Origin of the sequence: Nocardia sp. NPDC058518 (assembly GCF_042719655.1) — a bacterium.
GTDB lineage: Bacteria > Actinomycetota > Actinomycetes > Mycobacteriales > Mycobacteriaceae > Nocardia.
In genome coordinates this window covers 81,836-100,763 of record NZ_JBHXNJ010000017.1, presented here as the reverse complement: position 1 = coordinate 100,763, position 18,928 = coordinate 81,836, and the positions used below count along the sequence as shown (strand labels likewise).

Annotated in this window: 17 protein-coding genes; 8 read left to right on the top strand and 9 right to left on the bottom strand. The window is 66.5% G+C overall.

The annotated features are described in order from the left end of the window. The 4 genes from ACFWPX_RS26215 to ACFWPX_RS26200 all read right to left on the bottom strand — a co-directional run bounded on the left by ACFWPX_RS26215 (position 1) and on the right by ACFWPX_RS26200 (position 3,081). Positions 1–852 (bottom strand): MlaE family ABC transporter permease, encoded by an 852-nt coding sequence (locus tag ACFWPX_RS26215; protein WP_378929885.1) that lies wholly within the window; start codon positions 850–852, stop codon positions 1–3. A gap of 4 nt (positions 853–856) precedes the next feature. Then, positions 857–1,621, bottom strand: a complete 765-nt coding sequence (locus ACFWPX_RS26210; protein WP_378929883.1) for an MlaE family ABC transporter permease — start codon at positions 1,619–1,621, stop codon at positions 857–859. 325 nt (positions 1,622–1,946) lie between these two features. Beyond that, positions 1,947–2,849 carry a 3-oxoacyl-ACP reductase gene (locus tag ACFWPX_RS26205; RefSeq protein WP_378929881.1) on the bottom strand — a complete coding sequence of 301 codons (903 nt, stop codon included), beginning with the start codon at positions 2,847–2,849 and terminating at the stop codon, positions 1,947–1,949. Positions 2,850–2,892: 43 nt separating this feature from the next. Continuing rightward, on the bottom strand, positions 2,893–3,081 hold the full coding sequence (locus ACFWPX_RS26200) for a ferredoxin (RefSeq protein WP_378929879.1): 189 nt from the start codon (positions 3,079–3,081) through the stop codon (positions 2,893–2,895). Between the two features lie 186 nt (positions 3,082–3,267). Between ACFWPX_RS26200 and ACFWPX_RS26195 the strand changes: the two genes are divergently transcribed. The 4 genes from ACFWPX_RS26195 to ACFWPX_RS26180 are packed head-to-tail and all read left to right on the top strand — an operon-like array spanning position 3,268 to position 6,259. Further along, positions 3,268–4,461 (top strand): acyl-CoA dehydrogenase family protein, encoded by a 1,194-nt coding sequence (locus ACFWPX_RS26195; protein ID WP_378929877.1) that lies wholly within the window; start codon positions 3,268–3,270, stop codon positions 4,459–4,461. A 22-nt stretch (positions 4,462–4,483) separates the two neighbouring features. Beyond that, positions 4,484–5,581, top strand: coding sequence for an acyl-CoA dehydrogenase family protein (locus ACFWPX_RS26190; protein WP_378929875.1), 1,098 nt, complete (start codon positions 4,484–4,486; stop codon positions 5,579–5,581). 52 nt (positions 5,582–5,633) lie between these two features. Further along, on the top strand, positions 5,634–5,873 hold the full coding sequence (locus ACFWPX_RS26185) for a type II toxin-antitoxin system Phd/YefM family antitoxin (protein ID WP_378929873.1): 240 nt from the start codon (positions 5,634–5,636) through the stop codon (positions 5,871–5,873). Next, positions 5,870–6,259, top strand: a complete 390-nt coding sequence (locus ACFWPX_RS26180) for a type II toxin-antitoxin system death-on-curing family toxin (RefSeq protein ID WP_378913826.1) — start codon at positions 5,870–5,872, stop codon at positions 6,257–6,259. Before ACFWPX_RS26185 ends, ACFWPX_RS26180 begins: the two co-directional genes overlap by 4 nt. Positions 6,260–6,467: 208 nt before the next feature. On the opposite strand, the gene dnaE is transcribed toward ACFWPX_RS26180, so the two are convergent. Further along, a complete protein-coding gene (dnaE, locus tag ACFWPX_RS26175; protein ID WP_378930016.1) occupies positions 6,468–9,998 on the bottom strand; it encodes a DNA polymerase III subunit alpha in 3,531 nt (1,176 codons plus the stop codon). Positions 9,999–10,165: 167 nt separating this feature from the next. Here dnaE and ACFWPX_RS26170 point away from each other — a divergent pair, with 167 nt between their 5' ends. Beyond that, a complete protein-coding gene (locus tag ACFWPX_RS26170; RefSeq protein ID WP_378913825.1) occupies positions 10,166–11,158 on the top strand; it encodes a LysR family transcriptional regulator in 993 nt (330 codons plus the stop codon). Here the strand turns inward: ACFWPX_RS26170 and ACFWPX_RS26165 are convergent. After that, complete coding sequence (locus ACFWPX_RS26165; RefSeq protein WP_378929871.1) at positions 11,155–12,798, bottom strand: acyl-CoA synthetase; 1,644 nt, start codon at positions 12,796–12,798, stop codon at positions 11,155–11,157. The two genes, ACFWPX_RS26170 and ACFWPX_RS26165, sit on opposite strands and share 4 nt — an antisense overlap. A 60-nt stretch (positions 12,799–12,858) precedes the next feature. Here ACFWPX_RS26165 and ACFWPX_RS26160 point away from each other — a divergent pair, with 60 nt between their 5' ends. After that, complete coding sequence (locus ACFWPX_RS26160; RefSeq protein ID WP_378913823.1) at positions 12,859–13,641, top strand: crotonase/enoyl-CoA hydratase family protein; 783 nt, start codon at positions 12,859–12,861, stop codon at positions 13,639–13,641. Between the two features lie 51 nt (positions 13,642–13,692). On the opposite strand, the gene ACFWPX_RS26155 is transcribed toward ACFWPX_RS26160, so the two are convergent. Further along, entirely contained in the window at positions 13,693–14,109 is a 417-nt protein-coding gene (locus ACFWPX_RS26155; protein ID WP_378929869.1) for a VOC family protein, read from the bottom strand. A 149-nt stretch (positions 14,110–14,258) separates the two neighbouring features. On the opposite strand from ACFWPX_RS26155, the gene ACFWPX_RS26150 reads away from it, so the two are divergent. Then, on the top strand, positions 14,259–15,257 hold the full coding sequence (locus ACFWPX_RS26150) for a sigma-70 family RNA polymerase sigma factor (RefSeq protein WP_378929867.1): 999 nt from the start codon (positions 14,259–14,261) through the stop codon (positions 15,255–15,257). A gap of 14 nt (positions 15,258–15,271) precedes the next feature. On the opposite strand, the gene ACFWPX_RS26145 is transcribed toward ACFWPX_RS26150, so the two are convergent. Then, entirely contained in the window at positions 15,272–16,804 is a 1,533-nt protein-coding gene (locus ACFWPX_RS26145; protein ID WP_378929865.1) for an acyl-CoA synthetase, read from the bottom strand. Between the two features lie 21 nt (positions 16,805–16,825). Then, a complete protein-coding gene (locus ACFWPX_RS26140; protein ID WP_378929863.1) occupies positions 16,826–17,863 on the bottom strand; it encodes an LLM class F420-dependent oxidoreductase in 1,038 nt (345 codons plus the stop codon). Positions 17,864–17,923: 60 nt separating this feature from the next. Here ACFWPX_RS26140 and ACFWPX_RS26135 point away from each other — a divergent pair, with 60 nt between their 5' ends. Further along, positions 17,924–18,889, top strand: coding sequence for a Zn-ribbon domain-containing OB-fold protein (locus tag ACFWPX_RS26135; protein ID WP_378929861.1), 966 nt, complete (start codon positions 17,924–17,926; stop codon positions 18,887–18,889). Positions 18,890–18,928 lie beyond the last annotated feature (39 nt).

Here is an 18,928-nt window from a genome sequence, read left to right as displayed (position 1 = left end):
CTATCCCGAGAGGTGGAAGTTGCCGGAGGTGCCGTAGATGGCCAGTGAGATCAGCAGCGTCACAGTGACGACCGCGATCAGCGACGAGCGCACCGCGTTACCGACCGCGATGCCGACGCCGACCGGACCACCAGCGGCGTGGAAGCCGTAGTAGGTGTGGATCAGCATCACGGCCAGTGCCATCACGATCGCCTGCCCGAACGACCACAGGATGTCGCTCGGGATAAGGAAGGTCGAGAAGTAGTGGTCATACACACCGGCCGACTGCCCGTAGATCACCACGGTCGCGAAGCGGCTGGCGATGAACGAGGCGATCACCGCGAGTGCGTAGAGCGGCACGATCGCGATCATGCCCGCCAGCACCCTGGTGCCGACCAGGAACGGAATCGGCCGAATCGCCATCGATTCCAGCGCGTCGATCTCCTCGGCCACGCGCATCGCGCCCAGCTGCGCGGTCGCGCCTGCGCCGATAGTGGCGGCCAGTCCGATACCGGAGATCACCGGTGCCGCGATGCGCACATTGATGAGGGCAGCGAAGAATCCGGTCAGGGCCTCGACGCCGATATTGCCGAGCGAGCTGTAGCCCTGCACCGCGATGGTGCCGCCTGCCATGAGGGTCAGGAAGCCGACGATCACCACGGTGCCGCCGATCACGGCCAAGGCGCCACTGCCCATGCTGATCTCGGCGATGAGCCGGATGGTTTCAGTGCGGTAGTGCACCAGCGCACGCGGCACCGAGCCGAGCGCCTTGACGAAGAAGATGGCCTGATCGCCCAGGGAATCCATCGATTTCGACATCCGGTCGAAACGGCGGACCGTGCGCGGGAACTTGCTGCGAACTATGAATGCCATCGTGTCACCGCACCGTGAATTTCAGGCCGATCGCGGTGACAACGACATTCACCACGAACAGCGCCATGAATGCGAAAACCACTGTTTGGTTCACCGCGTCACCGACGCTCTTGGGTCCGCCTTTGACCTGGAGCCCGAGATAACAGGCGACCATTCCGGCGATCAGGCCGAACAACCCCGCCTTGATTTCGGAGAGGATCAGCTCGGGCAGACTCGTCAGCAGCGGAATGCCATTGACAAACGCGCCGGGGTTCACGCCTTGAAGGAAGACCGAGAACACGAAACCGCCGGCGATGCCGATGGTGCACACCAGGCTGTTGAGCATCAGTGCCACGAACATCGAGGCGAACACGCGCGGCACGACCAGTCGGCTGACCGGGTCGATGCCGAGCACCTTCATCGCGTCGATCTCTTCGCGAATCGTGCGTGCGCCGAGGTCGGCACAGATCGCGGTGGCGCCTGCGCCCGCCACGATCAGCACCGTGACGATCGGCCCGACCTGGGTGACGGCGCCGAACGCGGCGGCCGCTCCACTGAGGTCGGCGGCACCGATCTCGCGCAACAGGATGTTGAGGGTGAAGACCACCAGCACCGTGAACGGGATAGCGACCAGCACGGTCGGCACGATCGAGACGCGAGCCACGAACCAGGCCTGGTCGACGAATTCGCGCCATTGGAACGGCTTGCGGACGGTGGCGCGAGCCACGTCGGCGCCGAGTTCGAAGAATCCGCCGACCGCCCGCAACGGGACAGCAAGGAGGTTGTTCATTCCGAAACCTCCTCTTTCGACGGGCGGACCGATTTGTCCGCGTAGCCGTACTGCACTGCCACCCCGATCTGAAGACTGCCCAAAGACTAGAACATGTTCCTGCTAACGTCTGCCATTTTCATAGACTCAGAACAGGACTTTTTCTCGTAAATCGCTGTCAAAACTGAAACGGATACTTATTCAATTCGGCGGCCCTCCTGTGAGGCGTCACACACCCCGACGGTCATGTCTACCAAGACCTGGACTGGTGATCAACACGACAGGCGAGACAAATCCGGCGGGGTCCGCGGCGGGCCAACATCGGGCAAACCGCGGACCGGACTTCTCAGCCCAGATCGCGGAGGTCGCGCGCCGAAAAAGTGTGGTCGGCGGGGCGGTCAGCGAAGTAACCACCGAGGGTGGCGGCGAGGTCGGCCTCGGACCATTCGGCGCCCGCGGCATCGAAGCGCTGCTCGACCGTCGGTGCCGCCATCAGCGCCACCATCGGGCCGTAGACGACGAACACCTGACCGTTGACCGCGTCGGCGGCGGGCGAGGCGAGGTAGGCGACGAGCTTGGCCACGTGTTCGGGCGCCAGCGGGTCGACCGCGCCCTCCGGCGCGTCCGCGAAGACCGCCTCGGTCATCGCGGTCCTGGCCCGAGGGCAGATCGCGTTGGCGCGCACGCCGTACCTGGACAGCACGCGCGACGCGGTCAGCGTGAGGGCGGTGATGCCCGCCTTGGCCGCGCCGTAGTTGGCCTGGCCCTCCGGTCCGAGCAGGCCCGCCTCCGAGGAGGTGTTGACCAGCCGGCCGTAGACCGGCGCGCCCGCCGCCTTGGACGCCGCGCGCCAGTAGGCGGCCGCGTTGCGGGTGAGCAGGAAGTGTCCGCGCAGGTGGACCGCGATCACCGCGTCCCAGTCCTCGTCGGACATGTTGAACAGCATGCGGTCGCGGGTGATGCCCGCGTTGTTGACGACGATGTCGAGCCCGCCCAGCGATTCCTGCGCGGCCGAGACGAGCGCGTCGGCTGTCGAGCGCTCGGCGATGGAGCCGCCGACGAATTCCGCCTTGCCACCGAGCTCGCGAATCGCGGCGATGGTCTCGGCCGCCGCGTCCTCGGTGAGGTCGTTGACGACCACCGCCGCACCGGCCGACGCCAGCGCGAGAGCTTCGGCCCTGCCGAGCCCGGCGCCCGCGCCGGTCACGATGGCGACCCGACCCTCCAATGAAATCTGCGTCACACTCATTCGGCCGACTCTAGAACGTGTTCCACCATCCGACAAGAGCGGATCACGCCAACCTCAGCGCCGCCTTGGGACACTGCGCCACGGCTTCCTCCGCGTCGGCGAGGCGATCGGGCTCGACATCACCCTCGGCGACGGTCAACATGTCGTCGTCATCGAGTTCGAACATGTCAGGGGCGATTCCTACACAGACGCCGTTCGCTTCACACCGGTCGAAATCGACGATGATCTTCATGAGAACTTCCTTCCACACGGTCTCCGCGACACTAACTCAGACAGCCCGGCCCCCGAGGCGGAACAGGCGCCGAATCACCTTCAATACTGGAACATGTTCCAGTTAATATGCAATGATCGGTTTCGGCGGGGCTCATCCCCTGCGCCCCGCCACCCGCCCTTTCAGCTCGACACCGAGGTAGGAAGCATGCGCGTCGCGTATACGCCGCAGCAGGAAGAATTGCGCGCCGAGCTGCGCGAATATTTCGCGAAGCTGATGACACCGGAACGACGCGCGGCGCTGAGCATGACGACCGGCGAATACGGCTCCGGCAACGTCTACCGCGAGGTCGTGCGCGAGATGGGCCGCGACGGCTGGCTCACCCTGAGCTGGCCCAAGGAGTACGGCGGCCAGGACCGCACCACGATGGATCAGCTGATCTTCGTCGAGGAAGCGGCCATCGCGGGCGCGCCGGTCCCGTTCCTCACGCTCAACTCGGTCGCGCCGACCATCATGCAGTACGGCACCGAGGAGCAGAAGAAGTTCTTCCTGCCCAAGATCGCCTCCGGTGAGCTGCACTTCGCCATCGGCTACTCCGAGCCGGGTGCCGGTACCGACCTCGCCTCGCTGCGCACCGCCGCGGTCCGCGACGGCGACGACTTCGTCATCAACGGCCAGAAGATGTGGACCAGCCTCATCGCCTACGCCGACTACATCTGGCTGGCCGTGCGCACCGATCCGACCGCCAAGAAGCACAAGGGCATCACGATGCTCATCGTGCCGACCGACGCCGAAGGGTTCTCCTGGACGCCGGTGCACACGATGGCCGGGCCCGACACCAGCGCCACCTACTACCAGGACGTGCGGGTGCCCGCCTCGGCGATGGTCGGTCCGGAGAACGGCGGCTGGTCGCTGATCACCAACCAGCTCAATCACGAGCGCGTCGCCCTCACCTCGGCGGGTCCGCTGAGCCTCGCGGTCGCGCAGACCGTCGAGTGGGCCAGGGAAACCACCCTGTCCGACGGCAAGCGCGTGATCGACCAGGAATGGGTCCGGCTCAATCTGGCCCGCGTGTACGCCAAGGTCGAATACCTCAAGCTGCTGAACTGGGAGATCGCCAGTCGCGCCGATCTGGGCGGGGAAGCGGCGCCCAAGCCGTGGGACGCGTCCGCGTGCAAGGTCTACGGCACCGAACTCGCCACCGAGACCTACCGCCTGCTGATGGAAGTCGTCGGCCCGCACGCCTACCTGCGCCAGGACTCTCCCGGCGCGCACATGCTCGGCAGGCTAGAGCGGATGCACCGTGCCGCGCTGATCCTCACCTTCGGCGGCGGCACCAACGAGGTGCAGCGCGACATCATCGCCATGACCGCCCTGCGCCAGCCCGCCTCCGCCCGCTGATCCCGAAAGCCGGTATCTCCCCATGGATTTCACTCCCACCGAAGCCCAGACCGATCTCGCCCGGCTGACCGGCGAGGTCTGCGCCAAGCTCGTCACCGCCGATCGCCTGCGTGAACTCGACACCGCCGGCCGCTTCGACGAGCAGCTCTGGAAGGCGCTCGCCGAGACCGGCGTGCTGGCCGCCGCGCTGCCAGAAGCACTGGGCGGCAGCGATTTCGGCATGCTCGAGCAGACCGCGATCCTGCGTGAACTCGGCCGCGTGGTCGCCGCGGTGCCCTACCTGTGGTCGATCGTCCTCGGCGCGGGCGCGCTGGCGAAGTTCGGCAATGCGGGCCAGCAGGAGCTGGCCGCGCGGGCAGGCGCGGGCGAGATCGTGCTGACCGCCGCGCTCGCCGAGGAACTGCGCGCCACCACCAGCGCGCCGGGCATCGTCGCCGAGGCCGCCGGTGCCGCATGGGCGCTGACCGGTACCGCGACCACCGTCGCCTGTGCCGACCGGGCCGAACGAATCCTGGTGCCCGCCATCACCTCCACCGGTGTCGGCGTCTTCGTGGTCGATCCGGAGCACGCTTCGGTCACCCGTACCGCCCAGCAGGTCGTCGACCTGAGCCCCGAGTTCGCCGTCGAGCTCGCGGCCACTCCGGGCGAGCTGCTCGGCACCATCGAGGCAGGCGCCGACATCCTCACCTGGCTGCGTGAACACGCCTGGCTCGGCCTGTCGGCCCTGCAACTGGGCACCCTGGAGCGCGCGCTCGAGCTGACCGCCGAGCACACCCGCACCCGCGAACAGTTCGGCAAGCCGATCGGCTCGTTCCAGTCGGTGGCCCAGCGCCTGTCCGACGCCTACATCGACATCGGCGGCCTGCGCCTCACGGTCACCCAGGGCGCCTGGCGCCTCTCGGAGGACCTCCCCGCCGCAGAAGCCATCCACATCGCCAAGTTCTGGGCGGCCGAGGCGGGACACAAGGTCGCCCACACCGTCGTCCACGTCCACGGCGGCCTCGGCATCGACCGCGACCACATCACCCACAACTACTTCACCGCCGCCAAGCACAACGAATTCGCCCTCGGCGGAGCAACCCCCCACCTCCTCGCGTTGGGCGCAGAACTGGCGAGCTAACCCTTTGCCGACAGTTCGTACGAACTGTCGGCAAAGATGTACAATTCATGGCATGACTGCAGCCCCCGCGCCCGAGAACTGGGAGCTCCCGGTAAGTGAGGCCAGGGAGCGCCTCGCCGAAGTGATTGCGGCTGCCGAGGGCGGCACCGTCGTGCACTTGACCCGCCATGGCCGCCGCGTAGCGGCCGTGGTGCCGGACTCGATGGCCGAGACCGCAGACAACCAAGTCCGCGCACTATCGCGACAATTCGCCGAGCGTCACAGGAGCCTGCTCGACAGGCTCGCCGAGTGAGCGAAGCGGAGATCTACTACCTCACTGTCGCCGACCTGCGAGCGATCGCCGAGGATGTGGCAGGGAAGTATGTCGTTCGCGACGCGGGCCTGCTCGCCTCGGCGGCCGCGCGACCGGCAACCACGGTGTTCAGCACCGACGCCTACCCCGGCATCTGGCAGAAGTCGGCAGCGCTCCTGCATTCGATCGCGGCCAATCATCCGCTCGTCGACGGAAATAAACGCCTTGCCATCGCAGGCGCGATCGTTTTCCTGGCCTACAACGGCATCGACACCAGCGCTCTCGACGAAGACCTCACCTACGACCTCATGATCGACGTGGCCAGTGGCATAGTCGACGATGTTCCCGAGATCGCATTCCGCCTCGCTTCCGCGTTGAAGCACTGACCATTGGCCTGGCTGAATCCCGGACGATTCCGATCGGCCGTATCCTGGCACGTTGCCGTTTTGCCTACAAGCGTTGGCAAACAAGCATTGACCAGGAGTCGAAAACGGCCGCCATCTCACTGCCCGCAGCCACCGCCATCCGCCTCCTCACCCGCATCCCCGCAATCCGCACCAAACTGGCCTACCAACTGGCAGAACTCGGCAACCGCTAACCCACCAGACAGCCGGGGCCGAAGATCGCTTTGAGCTCGCCCATCAGCGCCGGCGTACTGCTGATCCGGAAGCTGGGGTCGATCGAGTACTTCTTCGGGCCCTTGCTTCCGTGGAATTCGATGTGCAGTTCGGTGCCGCCGGGGTGGCGCCGCAGCGCTTCGCGTAGCGCTACGACATTGCTCTTCGTGCAGGCCTGGGTCGTGATCTTCAGGACGACCGGCACGCCGTGACCACTCATATCCGGGACGGTCAGGTCATCACCGAACAAGGAAGTCCGCCCGTCTCGCACGGTGATGCGGGCGGTGATCAGAACAATGGCATCCTCGGTCAGCCTGGTGGCGACGGCCGCGTAGGGCGCGGGGAAGAACAGGACCTCAGAGCCCGCTTCGAGGTCCTCGATCTGCACGATCGCCCACGGCTCCCCCTTCTTGTTCACCCGCCGATCGATCGCGACGACGATGCCGCCGAGAACGACGGTGCGGCCGTGCGGAATCCGGCCTTCTAGCACTGCGGTGATCGACGTGTCCGCGAGCGCGGCCAGCGTGTTCGCGACTCCGTCGAGCGGATGCCCGGAGACGTAGAGCCCGAGCATCTCCCGCTCGTGGGCCAGACGCTGCCGCTCGTCCCATTCTTGCTCGGGGACCGGTACAGCGAAGCTGCCGACCGACGTTTCAGCGGTCACGAAGAGATCGAATTGCCCTGCTGCAGCGGCCTTCTTGATTCCGACCACCGCATCGATCGCCTCCGAATGCACCTTGTACAGGCCCTGTCGACTGTGGCCGAGCGAGTCGAATGCCCCTGCCTTGACCAGTGATTCGATGACCTTCTTGGCGCAGGCCACGATGTCGACCTTGTCCAGATAGTCGGAGAATCCCGTGAACGCGCCACCGGTCTCGCGCGCCCGGACTATCGCCGCGACCACCGGCGCACCCACATTGCGAACCGCTTCGAGCCCGTAGCGGATGTCGGTACCCACCGGGGAGAAGGTGGCAACCGATTCGTTGACGTCCGGCGGTAGCACCCGGATCCCGCGCTTGCGGCAATCAGCAAGGTAGATCGCTGTCTTGTCCTTGTCGTCACCGACCGAGGTCAGCAATGCCGCCATGAATTCCGCGGGATAGTTCGCCTTGAGATAAGCGGTCCAGTACATGATGAGGCTGTATCCGGCGGCGTGCGACTTGTTGTAGGCGTAACCGGCGAACGGCAGCACCGCCTCCCACAGCGCGGTGACGGCATCGTCGCCGTACCCGTTGCGGTGCATACCGTTACGGAAGTTCTCGAACTCCATCGCCAGCACTTCGGGCTTCTTCTTGCCCATGGCACGACGCAGCAGATCGGCCTGACCGAGGGTGTACCCGGCCACCCGCTGCGCGAGCTGCATGATCTGTTCCTGATAGACGATGAGTGCGTAGGTCTCGGACAGAATTTCTTGTAGCGCGCCGTCGAGCTCCGGATGGATCGGAGTGACGGCCTCGCGCCCGTTCTTACGATCGGCATAGGACCAGTGCGCGCCGACGCCCATCGGCCCCGGCCGGTACAGCGCGTTCGAGGCGACCAGGTCGTTGAATTCGGTCGGCGCCATCTTCAGCAGCAGTTCCCGCATCCCCGCCGAATCCAGCTGGAACACACCGAGGTTGTCGCCACGGGCGAGCATGGCGTACGCGGCCGGATCGTCGAGACCGAGAGTGTCCAGATCGAGTTCGATGCCACGGTTCGCGCGAATGTTGTCCAGGCTGTCGCCGATCACGGTGAGTGTGCGCAGGCCGAGGAAGTCCATCTTGAGCAGGCCGATGGCTTCGCACGACGGATAGTCCCACCCGGTGATGACGGCTCCGTCCTGCGGGCGCCGCCACAGCGGAACCACCCCCAGCAGCGGCTCGGACGACATGATCACCGCGCATGCGTGCACTCCGGCGCCTCGAACCATTCCCTCCAGCCCGACCGCCGTGTCGTAGATGGTGCGCACGTCCGGATCGGACTCGATCAGCGTGCGTACCTCGGCGGCCTCACCGTAGCGCTCGTGGGCGGGATCCATGATCCCGGCAACGGGAATATCCTTGGCCGCCACTGTCGGCGGCAGGGATTTCGTGATCCGGTCGGCGAGTGCGAATCCGGGCTGGCCGAACTGGACGCGGGCGGCATCCTTGATCGCAGCCTTCGTTTTGATGGTGCCGAAGGTGATCACTTGCGCGATCTTGTCGGCGCCCCAACGCTGGGTGGCGTAGCGGATCATCTCGCCGCGCCGCCGGTCATCGAAGTCGATGTCGATATCGGGCGCAGACGGCCGCTCGGGGTTGAGGAAGCGTTCGAAGAGCAGCCCGTGCTCGATCGGATCGATATTGGTGATGGCAAGGGCGTAGGCAACGAGCGAACCGGCTGCTGATCCGCGCCCGGGTCCCACCCGGATACCGACCTCTCGCGCGTGCGCGACCAGGTCGCCGACGACCAGGAAATAGGCGGGAAATCCCTTGTCCCGGATGATATCCAGCTCGAATCGCGCACGGTCGCGGTAGCTGTCGGGGACACCGCCAGGGAACCGCCACCGCAGTCCGGCATCCACCTCGACGCGCAACCAGCTGTCCTGGTCGTGTCCGTCGGGGACCGGGAACACCGGCATCCGGTCCTGGAACGCCCACACCTCGTCGTACGGTTCGACGCGTTCGGCGATCGCGAGCGTCGCATCGCACGCGCCAGGCACCTCGTCGTCCCACAGGGCGCGCATCTCGGCCGCCGATTTCAGGTAGTAGCCGTCGCCGCCGAACCGGAAGCGGGTGGGGTCCGAGAGCGTCTTGCCGGTCTGCACGCACAGCATCGCCTCGTGCGCCGCGGACTGACCCCGCAGCACGTAGTGGCAGTCGTTCGTCGCCAGCGGTGCGATGCCTGCCTTGGCCCCGATTGCGAGCAGATCCTCGCGGACTCGGCGCTCGATGGCGAGGCCGTGGTCCATCAGTTCGAGGTAGAAGTTGCCGTGGCCGAAGATCTCACGCCAGGTTCCGGCGGCCTGATACGCCGCGTCGAACTGGCCGAGGCGCAATCGGGTCTGCACCTCTCCCGAAGGGCAACCGGTAGTCGCGATGATTCCGTCGGCGTATTCGGCGATGAGCTCGGCGTCCATCCGCGGCCACTTGCCCAGCTGACCCTCGAACGAGGCGAGCGAGGACAGGGTGAACAGATTCCGCAGGCCGACGGCGTTCGCCGCGACCATCGTCATGTGGACGTAGGCACCCGATCCCGACACGTCATCGGCCTTCTGCGACGGATCACCCCACCGCACCCGATCGGTCGACCGTCGCGAACCCGGCGCCACGTATGCCTCGATGCCGATGATGGGCTTGATACCGGACCGCTGCGCCTGCCGGAAGAAGTCGGATGCCCCGTACATGTTGCCGTGATCGGTCATCCCCACCGCGTGCATTCCGAGCCGTTGCGCCTCGGCGAACATCGGGCCGACCTTGGCCATCCCGTCCAACATCGAGAACTCCGTATGGTTGTGCAGATGCACGAAGGAAGCTGAATCGCCCACCAGGAACCGCCTCACGCTGTCGACTGTCGCGCCGGCTCGTTTACCCTCGGTAGCGCTGTGGTCCAGGGGCATACGACCGGATCGTGCTGCATTCGAACCCGTGTCACGGTGGTAGGTCGAACAACCGACGCGCCCTGGTGCACACCCAATGCCTGTATGAGGAGGTGGAGATGGATCTCGATCTCGCTGCTGTGCGCACAGTCGTCGCCGTGGCAGAGGAAGGTCAGTTCAGCTATGCCGCCGACCTACTCGGCATCAGCCAGCAATCGGTCTCCAAACGCGTCGCCAAGATCGAGGCGCAACTGCGGACGGCACTGTTCGAGCGGACACCGACCGGGGCCGTGCTCACGCCCATCGGGCTGCGCTTCCTACCGCACGCGAGGGCCATCCTGGCTTCCGCCGACGCCGCGATACGCGCGGTCCGCACGCCGTTGCGGGTCGCGGTGCACGGCGACCGGATCGCCGACGCCGAGGTGATGCGGTTCTATCGGAGCCAGCGACCGGTTGCCGACGTCGAGACGGTCATCGCGAGCACAACGCCGCGCAACGCCGTGATCGAAGGCAAGGTCGACGCCGCCTTCGCCCGGGCGCACTGGGCCGCCGCGCCGCTGCCGAGGGACATCACCGCCATCCCCGCCTACCTCGAACCACTGCGGCTGCTTGTCGGCAAGGACCATCCGCTCGCCACCCGCGCCCACGTCACCCTCGACGACCTGCGCCCGTTCACCGCCTGGGTCCCCGGCGCCGCCGTGCACTCCGAGTGGGCCGACTTCTACGACCACCTCAGCCGATTCAGCGGCATCCGCGTCGAGACCGGTCCAAGAGCCGTGCCGATGGCGCGCATCGTCGAGCAGGTGACGGCCTCCCGCACTCTGGCCACCTTCACCGGCGAGGCGACAAGCACGCCATGGCACCCGGACAGCCGCCAGATTCCGATCACCGACCCGGTCCCGGCCTATCCCTTCGCCCTGCTGTGGAAGACGGCCAACCGCCACCCTGAACTCGCCCACCTTGTCGACCACGTGCGCGGCACCTACAACCGCGATGCCGCCCTCGGATGCTGGATCCCGGCGACCGACCGCGCCCTGTTCGCCGCCGGGCACGACAATGGCCCGCCCAGCGAAAACGCTGGACGGGCCACGACTTTCATCGCTCGACGTTAGGCCGAGCCTGCCTCCGCGTGCTCGTCCGCAGGGCGCTCGTCGGTCTGGGATTTGGCCCAGCGGTAGTCCGGCTTGCCGGCGGGCGAGCGTTTGATCTCGTCGACGAACCACAGGCTGCGTGGTTGCTTGTAGGACGCGATCTCCTGGGCGAGGATCGGCTTCAGGTCGGCCAGGGTGGGGCGGTTCTCGCCGCGGCACTGGATGACCGCGCAGACCCGCTGGCCCCAGCGCTCGTCCTCGACACCGACGACCAGGGCGTCGAAGATCTCGGGGTGGGCCTTGAGGGCGCCCTCCACCTCTTCGGGGTAGATCTTCTCGCCACCGCTGTTGATGCTCACCGAACCGCGGCCGAGCATGGTGACCGAGCCGTCTTCCTCGACGCGCGCGTAGTCGCCGGGGATCGCGAAGCGGACCCCGTTGAACTCCTTGAACGTCGCGGCCGACTTGACCTCGTCCTTGTAGTAGCCGAGCGGGATGTGCCCGCTACGGGCCAGCAGGCCGACGACGCCGGAACCCGGTTCGACCGGGTTGCCTTCCTCGTCGAGCACCTGGGTGGCCGCGTCGATCTTCACCCGGGGGCCACCGGTGTGCGTGGCACCCTTGGCGACCAGGGACAGGCCGCCGAATCCGGTCTCCGAGGAGCCGATGGAGTCGGAGATCATCCGGTTGGGCAGCACTTCGAGGAACTTGTCCTTGAGCGACGGCGAGAACAGCGCCGCACTGCTGGCCAGCACGTACAGGGTCGAAAGATCGTAGGGCTCACCGGTTTCCGGGTTGCCTTCGGCGAGGGCGTCGAGCATCGGGCGGGCCATCGCGTCACCGGTGATGAAGATCAGGTTGATGCCGTGCTTGTCGACGGCCTGCCAGACACCGTGCCCGCTGAACTCGGGGATCATCACGGCCTTGCCACCGCCGAACAGGCTGTGGAAAGTGGCCCACTGCGAGCCGCCGTGGATCATCGGCGGGATCGGGAAGCGCACCATCTGCGGGTTGGCCGCGCCGATCTTGGCCAGCTCCCATTCGTCCTTGGTGTACTCGCCGGTGACGAAGTTGATGCCGGCGCCGAGCACCCGCCAGACATCCTCGTGCCGCCACATCACACCCTTGGGCAGACCCGTGGTGCCACCGGTGTAGAGCATGTAGATGTCGTCGGGCGAGCGCTCCTCGAAGTCGCGTTCACCCGACGCATCGGCCAGCGCTGCTTCGTATTCCACGGTATCGGCGCCGGTCGGTTCGTCGGTGCCGTCATCGACGACGATCACCGTCTTCAGGGCGGGCACCTTCTCCCGCACCGCCGCCACCTTGTCGGTGTAGCGGCGCTCGTGGATCAGCGCCACCATGTCGGAGTTGTCGAAGATGTGCAGCAGCTCGTTCTCGACATAGCGGAAATTGACATTGATCATCACCGCCCTCGCCTTGAAGACGGCCACCATCGCTTCGACGGCCTCCACGGTGTTCCTGGAATAGATTCCGACTTTGTCGCCGGGACGCACACCCTGTTCCAGCAGGTAGTGGGCCAACTTGTTGGCCCGCTCCTCCAGTTCGGCGTAGGTCGACTCTCGATGCTCGCCGACCAGCACGATCCGGTCGGGCATCAAGTCGACGGCATGTTCGACGAGATCGGCTATGTTGTAGCTCACAGGACAAAAATAGAACGTGTTACTGTTTCTGACAAGACTCAACTTGTCAGGAGTATCGAAATGGCCCACTGCCTGGTCGAGAAGCGCGACCATGTCCTCATCGTCACCATGAATCGGCCCGAGGCGCGCAACGCCCTGTCCGGCGAGATGATGGCGATCATGCGCGACGCCTGGGACCAGGTGGACAGCGATCCCGACATCCGCGTCGCGATCCTCACCGGTGCGGGCGGGGCCTTCTGCGCGGGGATGGATCTGAAGGCGATGAGCTCGCAGCATCCGGGCGACACCGCCTCCTCCGGCAGCTGGGACCCCGCCTACCTCCCCGCGCTGCTGAAGGGGCGGCGACTGGCCAAGCCGCTGATCGCGGCCGTCGAGGGCCCGGCTATCGCCGGTGGCACCGAGATCCTGCAGGGCACCGACCTGCGCGTGGCCGGGGAAAGCGCCAAGTTCGGCGTCTCCGAGGCCCGCTGGGGCCTGTTCCCGCTCGGTGGTTCCGCGGTGCGGCTGGCCCGGCAGATCCCGTACACGGTGGCCGCTGATCTGCTGCTGACCGGTCGGCATATCACCGCTGCCGAGGCCAAGGAGATCGGCCTGATCGGACACGTTGTCCCCGACGGAACCGCCCTCGACAAGGCCATGGCGCTGGCCGGCCAGATCGCCGACAACGGCCCTCTCGCCGTCCAGGCGATGCTGCGCACCCTGCGTGAAACCGAGGCCATGCCGGAGAACGAGGCGTTTCCCATCGAGGCGAAGATCGGCATCGAGGTGTTCAGATCAGCCGACGCCAAGGAAGGGCCGCGAGCCTTCGCCGAGAAGCGCAAGCCGAACTTCACCGGCTCCTGACACGCCTCAGGGCGCCGGGCTCGGCGCCCGGCGCCCTGACTGCGGTGAGGCCTACGCGCCCGGGTAGTCCATGTAGAACGGCTCCCACTGGTGGCCGTCGGGGTCGATGAAGGTGCGGCCGTGCATGCCGACCTGGGCCTCCTGGGCCTTCTTGTCGTCATTGGTCTCCTCGGTGGCTCCCGCCGCCACGGCCGCCTCGGTGAGCGCGTCGACCTCCGCCGCGCTGCCGAGCGACAACGCGTAAGCGGCACCGATAGCAGCCCCGGTGTCAGCGATCGGGCGCTTGCTGAACGTGGTGAAGAAGTCCTTGGTCAGCAGCATCAGGCAGATGTTGTCGTCGACGACGATGCATGCCGCGTTCTGATCGGTGAAGTCCTCGTTCACCTTCCAGCCGAGCGCCTCGTAGAAGCCTTTGGAGCGGTCGAGGTCGGCGACGGGGAGGTTGATGAAGATCATCTTGTTGCTCATGGGATCAGCCTTTCGGGGCGTCGTTGCGGTCTCGAACATGTAGACGCGACGATGGGCGCGGATTCATCGCATCCACGCAAAGTTCGCGAAATCGCGATAGTTCGTTTTCGCCCCTGTCGAGTGTCGGACCCCTGTGGCATCGTGAGGCTATGACCGACGCCACAACCGCGACCACCGGCCCCGATCCCGCCGTGCTGGCCGAATTCGAGTCCCATCGGCGCGAGTTGTGCGCGTATGCCTACCGCATGCTCGGCTCCTCGTTCGAGGCCGAGGACGCGGTGCAGGAAACCTTCACCCGCGCCTGGCGCTCCTACGATTCCTTCGAGGGTCGCGCGAGCCTGCGCTCGTGGCTCTACAAGATCGCCACCAATATCTGTCTGGACATGCTGGATCGTCCACAGAGCCGCGCGAGGCCGATGGATCTCAACGGGCCGGGCCGCCCGGATTCACCGCTGCCCATGCCACAGCCCGATTACGTGTGGATCGAGCCGATCCCGAACGCGCTCGCTTTCGGCGCCGACCCGGCCGACCACGCCTCCACCAGAGACACGCTGCGCCTTGCCTTCGTCGCGGCCTGCCAGCATCTGCCCGCCACCCAGCGCGCGATCCTGATCATGCGCGAGGTGCTTCGCTTCTCCGCGGGTGAGACCGCCGAGGCGCTGATGATGTCGCCGGCGTCGGTGAACAGCGCGCTACAGCGGGCCAGGGCCACCATGTCGAAGGTGCAGCCGACCGTGGCCGACAGTTTCGACGAGACCGATCCCGATCAGCGCAAATTGATCGACGACTTCGTCAAGGCGTTCGAGGCCTACGACATGGATGCGCTCACCACCCTGCTCAAAGCCGATGTGGCGCTGTCGATGCCGCCGTTCGATCTCTGGATCTCGGGCCCGGAGAACGTGGCCGCGTTCATGCTCAGCACGGGCAGCGCGTGCCGCAATTCGCGGATGGTGCCGCTGGGCGGCGCCAACGGTTCGCCCGCCTTCGGCCACTACAAGCCGAGCGAGGAGCCCGGCGTCTGGGTGCCGTGGTCGATCACGGTGCTCGAACTCGAGGGCGACACCATCGCCGGCCTCAACTTCTTCCTCGACACCCAGCGCCTGTTCCCGCTCTTCGGGCTCGAGCCGGAGTGGCGCGAGCCCGTCTGAGCGGGAACGCCAATTCAGAGCAGGCGGCGCTTGTACAGCTTTCCGTTGGGATCGCGGGGCAGCTCCGCACGGTATTCCACCGTGCGGGGCAGCTTGTACTTCGCGAGCTGGCTCGCGGCGAATTCGAGGATGTCGGTGGTGAGTTCGTCGCTGCCCTCGGTGCCGGGCACCGGTTGCACGAATGCCTTCACCTGCTGACCCCAATCCGGGTCGGGCACGCCGAGAACCGCCACATCGGCGATCTTCGGGTGGCTCATCAGCACGCCCTCGATCTCGGCCGGGTAGATGTTCACCCCACCGGACAGGATCAGGTCCGAACGCCGGTCGCAGAGGAACAGGTAACCGTCGGCGTCGAAGTAGCCGATGTCGCCGACGGTGAACATCTCACCGACGCGCGACTCCTCGGTCTTCTCCTTGGCCTTGTGGTACTCGAAGCTGGAGGCGCCCATCTTCATGTAGATCAGGCCTTCTTTGCCCGCGGGCAGTTCGGTGCCGTCCTGCTCGTCGAGCACCTTCACCACCGACCACGGCCACGCCTTGCCCACCGAGCCGGGCTTTTCCAGCCACTCGGCACCGGTGATCACCGTGCCACCACCCTCGGTCGCGGCGTAGTACTCGGTGACGACCGGCCCCCACCACTCGAGCATGCGCCGCTTGGTATCCGGCGGGCACGGCGCCGCACCGTGGATCATGCTGCGCAGCGAGGACATGTCGTAGCGGGCGCGCACCTCGTCGGGCAGGGCGAGCAGCCGGTTGAACTGCGTGGGCACCATGTGGCTGTGGGTGACCTTGTACTTCTCGATCAGCGCGAGCATGCCCTCGGCGTCCCAGCGATCCATCAGCACGAGCTTGTGCCCCATCTGGATCGAGATCGTCGAGTTGTTCAGCACGGCCGTGTGATAGAGCGGCGAGCCGCAGATGTGCACGTGATCGTCGTAGGGACCGAGGCCGAACAGGCTGAAGTAGGCCTGGTTCGCCGCGGGAACGACATCGGGATCGGCGCCGGTCAGCGGACGGCGAACGCCCTTGGGCCGACCGGTGGTGCCCGAGGTGTAGAGCATCGGCGCGCCGATCGACCGCTTGTCCGGACGGCCGGTGTCGGCGGCGCCGAGCCAGGAAACCGGCCGGAAGCCGGGGATGGTGCCCGCCGAGAAGCGGGCATCGGCGGACAGTTCCGCGAGGTCGGCGGCCTCGGCCGCGGTGTCGGCGAACCGCTCACTGGCCAGGAACGCCGACGCCTCGCTGTCGCCGAGGATGTAGGCGATCTCCGGCGCGGTGAGGTGCCAGTTCACCGCGACGATATAGAAACCGGCCTGGTATGCGGCGAAGTACGCGGCGATCGCCTCGACCCCGTTGTGCAGCATGCTGACCACCACGTCGCCGGTGCGCAATCCGATGCCGCGTAGGCCGTTGGCGTACCGGTTGGCGAGGGTGGCCAATTCCCGATAGCTGATCTCTCTACCGTCCGGGTCGACGAGGGCGATCCGTTCGGGATCGGCCTCGGCGATATTCCACAGTCCGAGGACTTCCGTTGTCTGCTGGCTCACCCCTCGAATTTAGAACGTGTTCTACATGGTGACAAGGGGTTGGAGCCGACGCATTTGTTCGGCATCCGAGACCGAGATCAGCATCATCGTCACGCCCGCGTCTTCCCATTCCTTCAACCGGGAGCGCACATGCGCCTCGTCACCGAAGATCGCGGTGTCGGTGATCAGCTCGTCGGGCACCGCCGCGGCGGCCTCGGCCTTGCGCCCCGCCTGGAACAGCGCGGAGATCTCGTCCACCTCGGCGCCGTAGCCCATCCGCTTGTACACCTGAGCGTGGAAATTCAGCTCGGGCGCGCCCATGCCGCCGATGTAGAGCGCGCTCACCCAGCGCATCCGCTCGATCTCCGCCGCCGGATCGTCGGTGATCACCACCTGCGCGCTCGCGGCGATCTCGAAGTCCGCGCGCGAACGGCGAGCACCGGGCCGGGCGAAGCCCTCGTCGAGCCACTCGTTGTACATGCCCGCCAGTCGGGGCGCGTAGTAGATCGCGAGCCAGCCGTCGGCGATCTCGGCGGTCTGCGCGATGTTCTTCGGCCCCTCCGCGCCCAGCCAGATCGGCAGATCAGCGCGCAGCGGGTGCACGATCGGCTTGAGCGGTTTGCCGAGCCCCGTCGCACCTGGGCCGCCGTACGGCAGCCCGTAGTGCGCGCTGTCCGAGGTCACCGGCGCCTCACGCGCGAGCACCTTGCGCACGATGTCGACGTACTCGCGGGTGCGCCGCAGCGGCTGGGCGAACGGCTGCCCGTACCAGCCCTCGACCACCTGCGGACCCGAGACGCCGAGCCCGAGAACGGCCCGTCCGCCGCTGAGGTGGTCCAGCGTGAGCGCGTGCATCGCGGTGGCAGCGGGCGTGCGCGCCGACATCTGCGCGACCGAGGTACCCAGCCGCACCCGCGACGTCGACGAGCCCCACCAGGCCAGGGGCGCGAAGGCATCCGACCCCCATGACTCGGCCGCGAACACCGCGTCGAAGCCCGATTCCTCGGCCGCGATCACCAGCTCACCGACGCCGGCGGGGGGCTGTGCGCCCCAGTATCCGAGTTGCAGTCCGAATTTCATGATCGGCGCCCTTTCGGCGAATCCTTGCGAGCAGAATAAGAACCTGTTCTACTCGATATCGTGACCCAGGGGAATACCGCAGTGGAAGTATTGAGTGCACCCCTCCGGGTGCGATTCGACTACACCAGGTCCGTCGGACCCATCATCGGTGCATTTCTGACCGGACTGCGCGAGGGCCGAATACTCGGCGCTCGCGGCAGCGACGGCCGGATACTCGTGCCACCACCCGAATACGATCCGCTCACCAGCGCGGCGCTGGACGAGCTGGTCGAGGTCGCCGCGACCGGCACCGTCAAGTCGTGGACCTGGGTGTCGGAGCCGCTACCCGGCCAGCCGTTCGATCGCCCGTTCGCCTGGGCGCTGATCCAGCTCGACGGCGCCGACACCGCCCTGCTGCACGCGCTCGACGTCACCGAACCCGGTCAGCTCAGCACCGGAATGCGGGTCAGTGCCCGCTGGGCGGACGAGCGCACCGGCCGCATCCAGGACATCGCCTGCTTCGAGCCCGGCGAGAACATCAGCACCGCGAACCCTTCCGAACAAGAACCGGTCACCATGCTGACCACACCCGTCGACCTCGACTACAAGCACACCGCCTCCCCTCAGGAGACCGTCTACCTGCGCGGGCTGGCCGAGGGCAAGCTCATCGGCGGCCGTTCCGAAGCAGGCGGGCGAGTGTATTTCCCGCCGCGCGGCGCCAACCCGACCGACGGCAGACCCACCGACGACCTGGTCGAGCTGTCCGACAAGGGCACGGTGACCACCTTCTGCATCGTCAACGTGCCGTTCCTCGGCCAGCGGATCAAGCCGCCGTACGTGGCCGCCTACGTGCTCCTCGACGGCGCCGATATCCCGGTCCTGCACCTGATTCTCGGCTGCGAGGCCGACGAGGTGCGCATGGGCATGCAGGTCGAGGCGGTGTGGAAGCCCCGCGAGGAGTGGAGCCACACCCTGGCCAATATCGACCACTTCCGGCCCACCGGGGAGCCCGACGCTCCCTACGAGTCCTACCAGCACCACCTCTAGAGAGGCGACGTTGACCACATCAGCATCCTCCGGCAGCGA

What these genes read in the sequence shown, in the direction of transcription:
- ACFWPX_RS26215 (WP_378929885.1), bottom strand. Translation starts at nt 852, where the DNA reads ATGGCATTCATAGTTCGCAGCAAGTTCCCGCGCACGGTCCGCCGTTTC.
- ACFWPX_RS26210 (WP_378929883.1), bottom strand. Translation starts at nt 1,621, where the DNA reads ATGAACAACCTCCTTGCTGTCCCGTTGCGGGCGGTCGGCGGATTCTTC.
- ACFWPX_RS26205 (WP_378929881.1), bottom strand. Translation starts at nt 2,849, where the DNA reads ATGAGTGTGACGCAGATTTCATTGGAGGGTCGGGTCGCCATCGTGACC.
- ACFWPX_RS26200 (WP_378929879.1), bottom strand. Translation starts at nt 3,081, where the DNA reads ATGAAGATCATCGTCGATTTCGACCGGTGTGAAGCGAACGGCGTCTGT.
- ACFWPX_RS26195 (WP_378929877.1), top strand. Translation starts at nt 3,268, where the DNA reads ATGCGCGTCGCGTATACGCCGCAGCAGGAAGAATTGCGCGCCGAGCTG.
- ACFWPX_RS26190 (WP_378929875.1), top strand. Translation starts at nt 4,484, where the DNA reads ATGGATTTCACTCCCACCGAAGCCCAGACCGATCTCGCCCGGCTGACC.
- ACFWPX_RS26185 (WP_378929873.1), top strand. Translation starts at nt 5,634, where the DNA reads ATGACTGCAGCCCCCGCGCCCGAGAACTGGGAGCTCCCGGTAAGTGAG.
- ACFWPX_RS26170 (WP_378913825.1), top strand. Translation starts at nt 10,166, where the DNA reads ATGGATCTCGATCTCGCTGCTGTGCGCACAGTCGTCGCCGTGGCAGAG.
- ACFWPX_RS26160 (WP_378913823.1), top strand. Translation starts at nt 12,859, where the DNA reads ATGGCCCACTGCCTGGTCGAGAAGCGCGACCATGTCCTCATCGTCACC.
- ACFWPX_RS26155 (WP_378929869.1), bottom strand. Translation starts at nt 14,109, where the DNA reads ATGAGCAACAAGATGATCTTCATCAACCTCCCCGTCGCCGACCTCGAC.
- ACFWPX_RS26150 (WP_378929867.1), top strand. Translation starts at nt 14,259, where the DNA reads ATGACCGACGCCACAACCGCGACCACCGGCCCCGATCCCGCCGTGCTG.
- ACFWPX_RS26140 (WP_378929863.1), bottom strand. Translation starts at nt 17,863, where the DNA reads ATGAAATTCGGACTGCAACTCGGATACTGGGGCGCACAGCCCCCCGCC.